This is a genomic window from Streptomyces sp. NPDC015127, assembly GCF_043080095.1.
Lineage (GTDB): Bacteria > Actinomycetota > Actinomycetes > Streptomycetales > Streptomycetaceae > Streptomyces.
In genome coordinates this window covers 81,428-94,345 of record NZ_JBIBVE010000003.1, presented here as the reverse complement: position 1 = coordinate 94,345, position 12,918 = coordinate 81,428, and the positions used below count along the sequence as shown (strand labels likewise).

At 70.8% G+C, this 12,918-nt stretch carries 11 protein-coding genes; 4 read left to right on the top strand and 7 right to left on the bottom strand.

The features are described 5' to 3' along the window. Positions 1-29: 29 nt before the first annotated feature. The 3 genes from glmS to ACF08N_RS06720 form a co-directional block, all read right to left on the bottom strand. Positions 30-1,877 (bottom strand): glutamine--fructose-6-phosphate transaminase (isomerizing), encoded by a 1,848-nt coding sequence (gene glmS, locus ACF08N_RS06730; RefSeq protein ID WP_392323499.1) that lies wholly within the window; start codon positions 1,875-1,877, stop codon positions 30-32. A 72-nt stretch (positions 1,878-1,949) separates the two neighbouring features. Further along, the gene (locus ACF08N_RS06725) at positions 1,950-2,759 is read right to left on the bottom strand and encodes an ABC transporter permease (RefSeq protein ID WP_392323498.1); all 810 of its coding nucleotides are present in this window, start codon (positions 2,757-2,759) and stop codon (positions 1,950-1,952) included. Beyond that, positions 2,756-3,799: an ATP-binding cassette domain-containing protein gene (locus tag ACF08N_RS06720; RefSeq protein WP_392323497.1), complete on the bottom strand. Its 1,044-nt coding sequence runs from the start codon at positions 3,797-3,799 to the stop codon at positions 2,756-2,758. Before ACF08N_RS06720 ends, ACF08N_RS06725 begins: the two co-directional genes overlap by 4 nt. Positions 3,800-3,964: 165 nt before the next feature. Between ACF08N_RS06720 and coaA the strand changes: the two genes are divergently transcribed. Then, positions 3,965-4,960 carry a type I pantothenate kinase gene (coaA, locus tag ACF08N_RS06715; protein ID WP_392323496.1) on the top strand — a complete coding sequence of 332 codons (996 nt, stop codon included), beginning with the start codon at positions 3,965-3,967 and terminating at the stop codon, positions 4,958-4,960. Positions 4,961-4,971: 11 nt separating this feature from the next. Next, positions 4,972-5,928, top strand: a complete 957-nt coding sequence (locus tag ACF08N_RS06710; protein WP_392323495.1) for a DUF389 domain-containing protein — start codon at positions 4,972-4,974, stop codon at positions 5,926-5,928. A gap of 31 nt (positions 5,929-5,959) precedes the next feature. Here ACF08N_RS06710 and glmM read toward each other — a convergent pair whose 3' ends face one another. The 4 genes from glmM to ACF08N_RS06690 all read right to left on the bottom strand — a co-directional run bounded on the left by glmM (position 5,960) and on the right by ACF08N_RS06690 (position 10,381). Continuing rightward, complete coding sequence (glmM, locus tag ACF08N_RS06705; RefSeq protein ID WP_392323494.1) at positions 5,960-7,318, bottom strand: phosphoglucosamine mutase; 1,359 nt, start codon at positions 7,316-7,318, stop codon at positions 5,960-5,962. A gap of 171 nt (positions 7,319-7,489) precedes the next feature. Beyond that, entirely contained in the window at positions 7,490-8,002 is a 513-nt protein-coding gene (gene rpsI / locus ACF08N_RS06700) for a 30S ribosomal protein S9 (protein ID WP_392323493.1), read from the bottom strand. A gap of 41 nt (positions 8,003-8,043) precedes the next feature. Beyond that, positions 8,044-8,487, bottom strand: a complete 444-nt coding sequence (rplM, locus tag ACF08N_RS06695) for a 50S ribosomal protein L13 (RefSeq protein WP_177148633.1) — start codon at positions 8,485-8,487, stop codon at positions 8,044-8,046. A 274-nt stretch (positions 8,488-8,761) separates the two neighbouring features. Beyond that, positions 8,762-10,381 (bottom strand): ABC-F family ATP-binding cassette domain-containing protein, encoded by a 1,620-nt coding sequence (locus ACF08N_RS06690; protein WP_392323492.1) that lies wholly within the window; start codon positions 10,379-10,381, stop codon positions 8,762-8,764. A 55-nt stretch (positions 10,382-10,436) separates the two neighbouring features. On the opposite strand from ACF08N_RS06690, the gene ACF08N_RS06685 reads away from it, so the two are divergent. Next, positions 10,437-11,402: a hypothetical protein gene (locus tag ACF08N_RS06685; RefSeq protein ID WP_392323491.1), complete on the top strand. Its 966-nt coding sequence runs from the start codon at positions 10,437-10,439 to the stop codon at positions 11,400-11,402. A 201-nt stretch (positions 11,403-11,603) separates the two neighbouring features. Beyond that, positions 11,604-12,878 (top strand): LPXTG cell wall anchor domain-containing protein, encoded by a 1,275-nt coding sequence (locus ACF08N_RS06680; RefSeq protein WP_392323490.1) that lies wholly within the window; start codon positions 11,604-11,606, stop codon positions 12,876-12,878. The last annotated feature ends 40 nt before the right edge of the window (positions 12,879-12,918 follow it).

Below are 12,918 nucleotides of genomic sequence, written 5' to 3'. Positions count from 1 at the left end.
GGCGACGCCCCCCGCTCCGTACCCGTCCCTCACTCCACCGTCACCGACTTGGCCAGATTGCGCGGCTGGTCGACCTCGTTGCCCCGGGCCGTCGCCAGTTCGCACGCGAAGACCTGGAGCGGCACCGTCGCGACCATCGGCTGGAGCAGGGTCGGCGTCGCCGGGATCCACACCAGGTGGTCCGCGTACGGCACGACCGACTCGTCGCCCTCCTCCGCGATCACGATGGTCCGCGCCCCCCGGGCCCGGATCTCCTGGATGTTGGAGACGATCTTGTCGTGCAGCAGCGAACGCCCGCGCGGCGACGGCACCACGACCACCACCGGCAGGTCCTCCTCGATCAGCGCGATCGGCCCGTGCTTGAGCTCGCCCGCCGCGAAGCCCTCCGCGTGCATGTACGCCAGCTCCTTGAGCTTGAGCGCACCTTCCAGAGCGACCGGATAGCCCACGTGCCTGCCCAGGAACAGCACCGTGTTCTTGTCCGCCAGGGAGCGCGCCAGCTCCCGCACCGGCTCCATCGTCTCCAGCACGCGCTCGACCTCGCCGGAGATCTGTGCCAGGTCGCGGATCACGGCCCGGATCTCGTCGCCCCACTTGGTGCCGCGCACCTGCCCCAGGTAGAGGGCGACCAGGTAGCAGGCGACCAACTGGGTCAGGAACGCCTTCGTGGAGGCGACCGCCACCTCGGGACCGGCGTGCGTGTACAGCACGGCGTCCGACTCGCGCGGGATGGTCGACCCGTTGGTGTTGCAGATGGCGAGCACCCTGGCGCCCTGCTCGCGCGCATGCCGCAGCGCCATCAGAGTGTCCATCGTCTCGCCCGACTGCGAGATCGCGACGACCAGCGTCCGCTGGTCCAGGATCGGGTCGCGGTAACGGAACTCGCTGGCCAGCTCCACCTCGCAGGGGATACGAGTCCAGTGCTCGATGGCGTACTTCGCGATCATGCCCGCGTGGAACGCGGTCCCGCACGCCACGATGACGACCTTGGTCGCCTCGCGCAGCGCGGACACCGGGATGCGTACCTCGTCGAGGCTCAGCGACCCCGAGGCGTCGATGCGGCCCAGCAGGGTGTCGGCGACGGCCTTGGGCTGCTCGGCGATCTCCTTGAGCATGAAGTAGTCGTAACCCCCCTTCTCGGCCGCGGAGGCGTCCCAGTCCACGTGGTAGGACCGCACGTCCGCGGGCGCCCCGTCGAAGCCGGTGACCGTCACGCCGTCGCGGCGGAGCTCCACCACCTGGTCCTGGCCCAGCTCGATGGCGGAGCGCGTGTGCGCGATGAACGCGGCCACGTCCGAGGCGAGGAAGGACTCGCCCTCCCCGACGCCCACGACCAGCGGGGAGTTCCGCCGCGCGCCGACCACCACGTCGGGTTCGTCCGCGTGCACGGCGACCAGGGTGAAGGCCCCCTCCAGCTGACGGCACACCAGCCGCATGGCCTCCGCGAGGTCCCCGCACGAGGAGAACGACTCCGCGAGCAGATGCGCCACGACCTCGGTGTCGGTCTCCGACGCCAGATCGTGCCCGCGCTCGGCCAACTCGGTCCGCAGCGCGGCGAAGTTCTCGATGATTCCGTTGTGCACGACGGCGACGCGTCCCGCATTGTCCAGGTGGGGATGCGCGTTGGCATCCGTCGGGCCGCCGTGCGTGGCCCAGCGCGTGTGCCCGATCCCGGTGGAACCGCTCGGCAACGGCCGTTCCACCAGCTCCTTGTCCAGGTTGACGAGCTTGCCCGCCTTCTTCGCCGCGGCGAGCCCGCCGTCCGCGAGGACGGCGACCCCGGCCGAGTCGTAGCCGCGGTACTCCAGTCGCTTCAGCCCGGCGATGACCACATCAAGCGCCGACTGCCCGCCGACGTAACCCACGATTCCGCACATGAGCGCAGCCTACGGCGCGGGAAGCGGCTCGGCAGCGGGTCCGCCCGCGGGAGGGAACCGCCGCCGCTCAGCTCAGACCTTCGCCCGGTAGGCCCGCATCGCCAGCGGGCAGAACACGGCGGCTATGCCCACGGCCCACAGCAGCGACCACAGCACCGGCTCGGCCACCGGGCCGCCCAGCAGCAGCCCGCGGAACGCGTCCGACAGATGGGTGACCGGGTTGACGTCGCTCCACGCCTGGAGCCAGCCCGGCATCGTGTCGACCATGACGAACGCGCTGCTGGTGAAGGTGATCGGGAAGATCAGCGTGAAGGCGAACGCCTGCACCTTCTCCACGTCGCCCGCCAGCATGCCGATCAGCACGGCGCTCCACGACACGGCGGCCGCGAAGACGACCAGCAGCAGCGCGCCGGCCAGGAATCCGCCGACGCCGCCGGTGACCCGGAACCCCAGCAGCAGGCCGAGTCCGATCATCAGCAGCATCGCCCACACATGCTTGGCGAGGTCGGCCGTGATCCGCCCGATCAGCGGCGCGGAGCGGGCTATGGGAAGGCTGCGCAGCCGGTCGAACACCCCTTTGGTCAGGTCGGTGTTGAGCGCCATGGCCGTGTACATCGTCATGAACAGGGTGTTCTGCACGATGATGCCGGGCAGCGCGTATTTCAGATACGCCTCCGGGGAGCCCGTCATCTGCCCGCCCAGGACGTAGGTGAACAGGAACACGAACATGATGGGCGTGACGCTGTAGTCCACCAGCTCCAGCGGGTTGTGCTTGACCGCCACCAGACTGCGCCACGCCATCGTGAGCGTCTGCTGCATCCAGGCCAGCGGTTTCACCCGGCCCGAACCCGTCAGCTGGGCGGTGATCGTCGTGGCGGTCATGCCGAACTCACCGCCCTCTCCCTGGCGCTGTCGTCACCGCCGCGGCCCTCCCCCGCGCTGCCGTCCCCGTCCGGTCCCGGCTCCGGTCCCGACCCGTTCCCGGACACCGGCTCTGCCTTGTGGCCGGTGAGCGCCAGGAAGACCTCGTCCAGCGAGGACCGCCGCAGGGTCAGCTCCCCCACCGCGATCCCCTCGCGGTCCAGTCGGCGCACGACCGTGGGCATCAGCTCCGGGTCCTTCACCGGGGCCGTGATCGACCCGCCCTCGATCCGGGCCCCGTCCCCGGCCGCGTCGACCACCAGCCGGTGCGTCGCCGGCAGGTCCTCGGCCCGGACCGGACGCAGCTCCAGCACCTGGCCGCCCACCTCGGACTTCAGCTGGTCCGGCGTGCCCTCGGCGATCACCCGGCCCTTGTCGATCACCACGATGTCGTCGGCGAGCACATCCGCCTCGTTCAGATACTGCGTGGTCAGCAGGGCGGTCGCCCCGTCGGCCACCAGGGCGCGCAGCATGTCCCACAGCTCGCCGCGGCTGTGCGGGTCCAGGCCGGTCGTCGGCTCGTCGAGGAAGAGGATGCTGGGCCGGCCGACCAGGCTCGCCGCGAGGTCCAGGCGCCGCCGCATGCCGCCGGAGAACGTCTTCGCGGCCCGGCCCGCCGCATCAGTGAGCTGGAACCGGTCCAGCAGCTCGGCCGCGCGGGCCTTCGCCTCACGTCTCGGCAGGCCCAGCAGACGCCCTATGAGCAGCAGATTCTCCGTGCCGGTCAGATTCTCGTCCACGGCCGCGTACTGCCCGGTCAGGCCGATCAGGGAGCGCACGCGGCCCGCCTCCCGGACGACGTCGTGGCCGGCCACCGAGGCCCGGCCGCCGTCGGGAGACAGCAGCGTGGCGAAGATCCGTACCGCTGTCGTCTTTCCCGCCCCGTTGGGACCCAGCAGGCCGAGCACCGAGCCGGTGCGGGCCGCCAGATCCACCCCTGCCAGCGCCTCGGTCTCCTTGAACCGCTTGACCAGGCCCTCCGCCTGGATCGCGTAGGTCATGGGATTGTCCCCTCGTGACTTCGCGGTTTTCGCGGGCGTCGCGGGTCGGCGCCCACTCTCAGGGACAACTGTGACGCACGCCACTGACATTCCAGCCGGGCGCCTGCCCGGCGGCGTGACCCACCCCACCCCCCACACAGGCCCCGCAGCCCCGACAATGACCGTGTGATCTCTTCGCCGCCACGAAGCGCCCACCGCCGGGCAGAGCCTGCGTCGACCCCGTACGTCGACCTCACCCGAGCGGAGTGGAGCGCCCTGCGCGAGAGAACGCCGCTGCCGCTGACCGCCGAGGAGGTCGAGCAGCTGCGCGGCCTGGGGGACGTCATCGACCTGGACGAGGTCCGGGACGTCTACCTGCCGCTGTCGCGGCTGCTGAACCTCTATGTGCAGGCCACGGCCGGCCTGCGCGGCGCCCTCAACACCTTCCTCGGCGACGCCGGCAACGGGCACGGCGCCCAGCGCGGAACGCCCTTCGTCATAGGCGTCGCCGGTTCCGTCGCCGTCGGCAAGTCCACGGTCGCCCGCCTGCTCCAGGCCCTCCTCGCCCGCTGGCCCGAGCACCCGCGCGTCGAACTCGTCACGACCGACGGGTTCCTGCTGCCGATGAAGGAGCTCCAGGCCCGCGGGCTCATGTCCCGCAAGGGCTTCCCCGAGTCGTACGACCGCCGCGCCCTGACCCGCTTCGTCGCCGACATCAAGGCGGGCAAGGACGAGGTCACCGCGCCCGTCTACTCCCACCTGATCTACGACATCGTCCCGGACGAGCGGCTGACCGTACGCCGCCCGGACATCCTCATCGTCGAGGGGCTCAACGTCCTCCAGCCCGCCCTGCCCGGCAAGGACGGCCGCACCCGGGTCGGTCTCGCCGACTACTTCGACTTCAGCGTGTACGTCGACGCCCGGCCCGAGGACATCGAGACCTGGTACCTCAACCGGTTCCGCAAGCTGCGCGAGACCGCCTTCCAGAACCCGTTCTCGTACTTCCGGAAGTACACCCAGGTCTCCGAGGAGGAGGCCCTCGACTACGCGCGGACCATGTGGCGCACCATCAACGGGCCCAATCTGCTGGAAAACGTCGCGCCCACCCGGGGCCGCGCCACACTGGTGCTGCGCAAGGGTCCCGACCACAAGGTGCAGCGCCTGTCCCTGCGCAAGCTCTAGGAGGAAACGGCGTGTTGCACCTGCGGCTCATCACCCCGGCCGACCGGACCGCCGAGGTGGTCTCCGTGCTGGAGAAGACGGTCGGCACGGCCCATCTCGTGGTCGTCCCGGGCGCGGCCCGTGAACCCCGGGGCGATCTGGTCCTGTGCGACGTGGCACGGGAGGCCGGGGACGAGTTGCTGTCCGAGCTGCGCGAGCGCGGCATCGACGAGTGCGGCTCCATCGCGGTCGACGACATCGGGCTGTCGCTGTCGGCCCGCGCGGAGCAGGCGGAGAAGGACGCACCGGGCGAGGCCGCGGACGCGGTCCTGTGGGAGCAGTTGTCCGGCGCCACGCACGAGGAGTCGACGCTCAGCGTCACCTACATCGCGTTCCTCGGCCTCGCGACGATGATCGCGGCCTGCGGCGTGGTGCTCGACAACGCGATCCTGATCGTCGGCGCGATGGCGGTGGGTCCCGAGTTCGGCCCGCTGGCCGGCTTCTGCACGGCGCTGGTGCGGCGGGCGCCGAAGCTCGCGTGGCGGTCGTTCCTCGCGCTGATCGCCGGGTTCGGCGCCGCGATGCTGCTGACGGTGGGCTTCAGCTTCCTCATGGACGCGCTGGACCTGTTCTCCGCCGCGAAGCTGGACGCCGATCGCCCCAACACGGCCTTCATCTACGCCCCCGACGAGTTCTCGTTCGTCGTCGCGGTACTGGCGGGCGCGGCCGGGATGCTCTCGCTGACCTCCGCCAAGTCCGGCGCGCTGGTCGGCGTGGCGATCTCGGTGACGACGGTCCCGGCGGCGGCGAACGCGGCCGTCGCGTTCAGCTACTCCGAGTACCAGCAGGCCTGGGGCTCCACCCAGCAGCTCCTGCTCAACCTGCTCGGCATCGTCCTGGCCGGCACGCTGACGCTGCTCCTGCAGAAGGGGCTGTGGCGCGCGAGCCGCAAGGGCACCCGTACGCAGCGCGAAGGGGCCCGTACGTGATCCCGTACGAGCCCCTTCACCGGCGCGGTTCCTAGCCGAGCGCCGACTTCACGACATCGGCCAGCCGGCCCGCGACGCTCTGCGCCTGCGCGAGGTCGGCGGCCTCCACCATGACCCGCACCAGCGGCTCGGTGCCCGAGGGGCGCAGCAGCACGCGGCCGGTGGCGCCCAGCTCGCGCTCCGCCTCGGCGACCGCCTGCGCCAGCTCGGCGGAGGTCGTGACCCGGGACTTGTCGACGTCGCGCACATTGATCAGCACCTGCGGCAGGCGCTGCATCACGCCCGCGAGCTCGGCCAGCGAACGGCCGGTCGCGGCGATCCGGGCCGCCAGCATCAGGCCGGTCAGCGTGCCGTCGCCGGTGGTGGCGTGGTCGAGGACGATGACGTGCCCGGACTGCTCGCCGCCGAGCGCGTAGCCCTGCGCCTTCATGGCCTCCAGGACATAGCGGTCGCCGACCGCCGTCTGGACCAGCTCGACGCCCTCGCGCTCCATGGCCAGCTTGAAGCCCAGGTTCGACATGACGGTGGCGACGACGGTGTTGCCGCGCAGCGTGCCCGCCTCGCGCATCGCGAGCGCGAGCACGGCGAGGATCTGGTCGCCGTCGACCTCGTTGCCGTCCGCGTCCACGGCGAGGCAGCGGTCCGCGTCGCCGTCGTGCGCGATGCCGAGGTCGGCCCCGTGCTCGACCACGGCCGCCTTGAGCATCTCCAGGTGCGTGGAGCCGCAGCCGTCGTTGATGTTCAGGCCGTCCGGCTCGGCGCCGATGGTGACGACCTGGGCGCCGGCCCGGGCGAACGCCTCGGGGGACACCCGGGAGGCGGCGCCGTGCGCCTCGTCGAGGACGATCTTCAGCCCGTCGAGACGGTTGGGCAGGACGGCGACGAGGTGGGCGACGTACTTGTCGAAGCCCTCGTCGTAGTCCGTCACCCGGCCCACGCCCGCGCCGGTCGGCCGGTCCCACGGCTCACCGGTGCGGTGCTGCTCGTAGACCTGCTCGATCCGGTCCTCCAGCTCGTCGGCCAGCTTGTGGCCGCCGCGCGCGAAGAACTTGATGCCGTTGTCCGGCATCGCGTTGTGGCTGGCGGACAGCATCACTCCGAGGTCGGCGCCGAGCGCGCCGGTGAGGTAGGCCACCGCGGGGGTCGGCAGCACACCGACGCGCAGCACGTCGACACCCGCGCTGGCGAGGCCGGCGACGACGGCCGCCTCCAGGAACTCTCCGGAGGCACGGGGGTCACGTCCGACCACCGCGGTGGGGCGATGGCCCGCGAAGGTGCCCGCCTCGGCGAGCACGTGCGCCGCGGCGACCGACAGGCCGAGCGCGAGCTCTGCCGTCAGGTCCGCGTTGGCGACACCGCGTACACCGTCCGTTCCGAAGAGTCGTCCCACAGTTGTCCTCCGAAAGAAGCTGAATGCGCGAATGTGTTCTCGTCGCAGGCCCGAGGTCGTCGGGCCGATGTCCAGGGTCGATAAACGAACGCCCCGGCAGCACGGAGTGCCGCCGGGGCGAACGTGAAGCCGTACAGAAGCCGTACCAGCTTGTACAGGCCAGCCTGCGGTTTAGCGCTTGCTGTACTGCGGAGCCTTGCGGGCCTTCTTGAGACCGGCCTTCTTGCGCTCGACCGCACGGTCGTCGCGGGAGAGGAAGCCGGCCTTCTTGAGCGCGCCGCGGTTGTTGTCCACGTCCGCCTCGTTCAGCGCGCGGGCCACGCCGAGGCGCAGGGCACCGGCCTGACCGGAGACGCCGCCACCCGAGATGCGGGCGATGACGTCGTAGCGGTTGTCGAGCTCGAGCACCTTGAAGGGCTCGTTGACTTCCTGCTGGTGCACCTTGTTGGGGAAGTAGTCCTCAAGGGTGCGGCCGTTGATCTTCCACTTGCCGGTGCCCGGAACGATCCGGACGCGGGCGATGGCGTTCTTGCGACGGCCCAGGCCGGCGGCCGGCTGCGGGTCGCCGAAGCGGGAAGCCATGGACTCGGAGGTGTACTCACCCTCGACCGGAACCTCGGTCTCGGTGGTGTACTGCTCGATGTCAACCTCTTCGAGCGGGGTCTCGGCGGTGGTCTCAGCCACGATTCTCCTCAGATTCTTTTCGTCTTAGGGGGTGGCCGGACTTACTGCGCGACCTGGGTGATCTCGAACGGGACCGGCTGCTGAGCAGCGTGCGGGTGGTTCTCACCCGCGTAGACCTTCAGCTTCGAGAGCATCTGACGGCCCAGGGTGTTCTTGGGGAGCATGCCCTTGACGGCCTTCTCGATGGCCTTCTCGGGGCTCTTCTCGAGCAGCTCGTCGTAGCGGACGGAACGCAGACCACCCGGGTAGCCGGAGTGGCGGTACGCCATCTTCTGGGTCCGCTTGTTGCCGGACAGGTGCACCTTCTCCGCGTTGATGATGATGACGAAGTCACCAGCGTCGACGTGGGGCGCGTAGATCGGCTTGTGCTTGCCCCGGAGAAGGGTTGCGGCGGTGGTCGCCAGACGGCCCAGGACAATGTCCTGCGCGTCGATGATGTGCCACTGGCGCGTCACATCGCCGGGCTTGGGGCTGTACGTACGCACGGTCGTAGCCTTCGCTTCTTCAGTGATGGAGGTCCTGACAAGGCCACCCGGACGATCACGACAGCCATGGCCGCACGCGGGGACGCAACCCGAATGCCTGCCGCTGGTCATCGGCCCGGTGGACCGGCGTAAGGGCCTCTCACGTGAGATAGAGCAAGCCAATACGCATAACGAACCAGAAGAATACCGTTGCCCCCCGTGCGGGGTCAAAACCGCCCCCCGCCCCGCCGGGCGGGAGCGGGCGGGGGAAGCGGGGAAACCGGCGCAGGCTTCCCTACCGCGCCCTCTCCACCCGGCGCTCGTCCCAGACCGGCTCCGGCGTCTCCCGCACCACGCCGTCCGAGCCGAACACCAGGTACCGGTCGAAGGACCGCGCGAACCACCTGTCGTGCGTCACCGCCAGCACCGTGCCCTCGTACGCCTCCAGGCCCCGCTGCAGCGCCTCCGCCGACTCCAGGTCCAGGTTGTCGGTCGGCTCGTCCAGGAGCAGCGCCGTCGTGCCGGCCAGCTCCAGCAGCAGGATCTGGAAGCGGGCCTGCTGGCCGCCGGACAGCTTCTCGAAGGGCTGGTCCCCCTGGCGCTCCAGCTCGTAGCGCCGCAGGACCGACATCGCCCCGCCCCGGTCCTTCGCGTGCTCCGTCCACAGGATGTCCACCAGCGTCCGTCCGAGCAGCTCGGGGTGCGCATGGGTCTGGGCGAAGTGCCCGGGGACCACCCGCGCGCCCAGCTTCCACTGCCCCGTGTGCGCGACGGAGTCGCCCGCCAGCAGCCGCAGGAAATGCGACTTGCCCGAGCCGTTCGAGCCGAGCACCGCCACCCGCTCCCCGTAGAAGACCTCCAGCGAGAACGGCTTCATCAGACCGGTGAGCTCCAGACCGGCGCAGGTCAGCGCACGCACACCGGTCCGGCCGCCGCGCAGCCGCATCCTGATGTCCTGCTCCCGCGGCGGCTCCGGCGGCGGGCCCGCCTCCTCGAACTTCTTGAAACGCGTCTGCATGGCCCGGTACCGCGAAGCCATGTCCGGGCTGATCGCCGCCTGCTGCCGCAGCCGGTGCACCAGCGCCTTCAGCCGCGCGTGCTCCTCGTCCCAGCGCCGCTTCAGCTCCTCGAAGCGCGCGAAGCGCTCCTTGCGCGCCTCGGGGAAGGTGGCGAAACCGCCGCCGTGGACCCAGACGTCGGACCCGGCGGCGCCCGGCTCCACGGCCACGATCCGCTCGGCCGCGCGGGACAGCAGTTCACGGTCGTGGGAGACGAAAAGGACGGTCTTGCGGGTCTCCTTCAGCCGCTCCTCCAGCCACCGCTTGCCCGGGACGTCCAGGTAGTTGTCCGGCTCGTCCAGCAGCAGCACCTCGTCCGGGCCGCGCAGCAGCGCCTCCAGCACCAGCCGCTTCTGCTCGCCGCCGGACAGCGTCCGCACCTGGCGCCACTGCGCCTTCTCGTACGGGACGCCGAGCGCCGCCGTGGTGCACATGTCCCAGACCGTCTCGGCCTCGTACCCGCGCGCCTCCGCCCAGTCGCTCAGCGCCTGCGCGTACGCCATCTGCGCCGCCTCGTCGTCGACGGTCATGACCCGGTGCTCGGCGGCGTCCACCGCGGCCGCCGCGTGACGGATCCGCGGCTGGGCCACGGACACCAGCAGGTCCCGCACCGTGCGCTCGTCGCGCACCGAACCGACGAACTGCGGCATCACCCCGAGCCCGCCGCTGACCGTGACCGAGCCTCCGTGCGGCTGCAGCTCCCCCGCGATGATCCGCAGCAGCGTGGTCTTGCCCGCTCCGTTGGCCCCCACCAGCGCGGCGACCGCGCCTTCACCGACACGGAAGGACGCATCGCCGAGGAGCACCCGCCCGTCCGGTAGGTAGTACTCCAGATGCGCGGCTTCTACGTGTCCCATGGGCCGATTGTCACCGCCCGTACCGCCCCCGCCCAACCGGTTTAGGATGCGCGGCATGAGCTTTGGGCAGGGGGGACCTCAGTGGGGGTCCGGCGGACAGCACCAGGACCCGTACCACCAGGGCCCCTTCGGCCAGGGGCAGTACGGACAGGATCCGTACGGTCAGGACCCGTACGGCAGCGGCCGGGGCGAGTACGGCGGGGACTCCGGCACCCCTGACTGGGCCGCCCTCGCCGAGGCCTCCGCCGCGCGCACCCGCCGCAAGCGCTGGCTGATGATCGGCGGCGGCGCGCTCGCCACCGCGCTCATCGCCGGGATCGTCGCGACGGCGATCGTCTCGTCGAACAGGGACGGCAGCGACACCGCGTCCGACAAGAGCGGCACCCTGCCCACCGCGCCCACACTGCCGCAGGACACCACCCAGCCGCAGCCGTCCTTCTCCTCGGTGGCGCCGCTGCCCCCGCCGAACCCCAAGGAGTTCGTCTCCGACCGCAAGAAGGACACGGCGCCGCTCAGCGCCGAAACCCTCTTTCCCGGCAAGAAGCTGACGATGGGTGACGGCGACCGCGTCTACACCAAAGGCGCCACGGCCCGCACCGGCAACTGCGCCTCCGTCACCAGCGGCGTCCTCGGCTCGGTCCTGGAGAGGCACGGCTGCGAACAGGTCTTCCGCGCCACCTACCTCAAGGACGGCATCGCGGTCACCGTCGGTGTCGCGACCTTCGAGAACGAGGCGAAGGCCAAGAAGGTCGTCCAGGAGGCGAAGGGCGGCATCGCGCCCCTGCCCGGCGCCGGCGTCCCCGCCTTCTGCAAGGGCGGCCCGGTCTGCCGGAACACGTACAACTCCTACGGCCGCTACGCCTACTTCACGATCACGGGCTACACGAAGGCCAAGTCGGTGACGACCGGCGACACCAAGGCGTACCGGTCCGGCGACGACATCGGCGAGTTCGCGTTCCGCCAGATCGTGCGCCGCGGCGAGGCCCAGGCCAGCGCGGCGGCGACGGCCCCGGCGCAGTAGCGCCGGGGGCGAGCCGCCGCCTCGGGCGCCTCGCACGGTCCGGCAAGCGCCTTGTGTGAACGAGGGGTTGCCTCCGGGCGCCCCACGGGCGTCTTTGCCGACTCGTGACCTGTCCTGCGGCAACTTTCGGACACCCCCGGCGATCCAATCACCGGGAGTCGCGCAGGCTTCCGCGGGGAGGGAGACAAACAGGTGGAGCGCATGGGATTCGACGTCCGTGCCGGAATGCGGCGCGCACTCGGTGTGGTGACGGCGGCGGCACTGCTCGGGCTGGGGGCACAGACGCCCGCCCAGGCCGAGACGCTCCCCGGTGAGAACGCCTTCGCCGTCGGCAACTTCACGATCAGCAAGGAGAGCAAGGTCGGGGACGAGCAGCCGCTGCACATCGCGTTCAAGAACCGCACCGACAAGCCGGTCGAGAACGCGATGCTGATCCTCAAGACCGGCCCGGGCCTGAAGTTCCTGGAGAAGTTCTCGAACTGCGAGTACGCGGAGCAGCCCAGGGGCTACTCCACGAGGTTCGCCATCTGTTCCTTCAAGGGCCTCTTCGAGCCCGGCAAGGCGTACCAGACCGACCAGGTCCTGACCCTGGCCACCACGCCCGAGGCGTACACGGACTTCTGGATCATCGAGGCCCAGCCCGACACACCCGCGCTCCGCGAGAAGGCGCGCGGAGACAGGACGTACCGGCCCGGCAGCGGTCCCGAACTGGCACTGACCGAGACGCCGACGTTCAAGGAGTCCTGGAGCGAGGACGCCGTCGACACCCACGACAACACGGCGGACTTCGGCGTCACCGGTGACAAGGCGACCGGCGCCCCCGGCAGCACGCTCACCATGGAGCCGACATGGCGGAACAACGGCCCGGCCAGCATCTCCGAGCCCTGGGACAGCTCGACCGTCGGCACCATCGAGATCACGCTCCCCAAGGGGGTGTCCATGGTGGACTCACCGTGCCGGAAGGTCGTCGAGGACGGCTCGAACGGCACCGTGAAGGGCGATGTCTGGTACAGCTGCGGGACCGGGCCCGGACCCTGGCAGGTCATGGCCGGTCAGCAGGGCACCATCAAGGCGACCTTGAAGATCGACAAGAAGGTCCGGCCCGGCACCCTCAAGGGCACGGTCAAGTGGACCACGCGGTACATCCACCACCACATGGGGCTCTCGGCCTTCGACAACACCCCGGCGAACAACTCCGCCCCCCTCGTGTTCGAGGTGACCGGTGACGGCACCCCCACCCCGTCCCCGAGCGGCACGCCGACGGCCTCGCCGTCGCCGAGCAGCACCGCGACCGCCCCGGCCGCCACGCCGAGCCCCACGAGCCCGGCACGGCCGACGGCCACCAGCACTCCCGCGGCCGGCGGAAACCTGGCCTCCACCGGCTCGTCCGCACTGACGGTCGGCTCGCTCGCCGCCCTGGCCGTGGCACTCGGCGGCGGCCTCTGGCTCTGGGCCCGCAGGCGCCGCACCGCCTGAGCCCGCCGCGTCAGAAGAAGGGGGCGGGCGCCGACCGGCG

Bases quoted from the DNA above. Each gene is read 5' to 3' on its own strand.
- ACF08N_RS06720 (WP_392323497.1), bottom strand. From the start codon at position 3,799: ATGACCTACGCGATCCAGGCGGAGGGCCTGGTCAAGCGGTTCAAGGAG.
- ACF08N_RS06690 (WP_392323492.1), bottom strand. From the start codon at position 10,381: ATGGGACACGTAGAAGCCGCGCATCTGGAGTACTACCTACCGGACGGG.
- glmS (WP_392323499.1), bottom strand. From the start codon at position 1,877: ATGTGCGGAATCGTGGGTTACGTCGGCGGGCAGTCGGCGCTTGATGTG.
- ACF08N_RS06725 (WP_392323498.1), bottom strand. From the start codon at position 2,759: ATGACCGCCACGACGATCACCGCCCAGCTGACGGGTTCGGGCCGGGTG.
- ACF08N_RS06685 (WP_392323491.1), top strand. From the start codon at position 10,437: ATGAGCTTTGGGCAGGGGGGACCTCAGTGGGGGTCCGGCGGACAGCAC.
- ACF08N_RS06680 (WP_392323490.1), top strand. From the start codon at position 11,604: ATGGGATTCGACGTCCGTGCCGGAATGCGGCGCGCACTCGGTGTGGTG.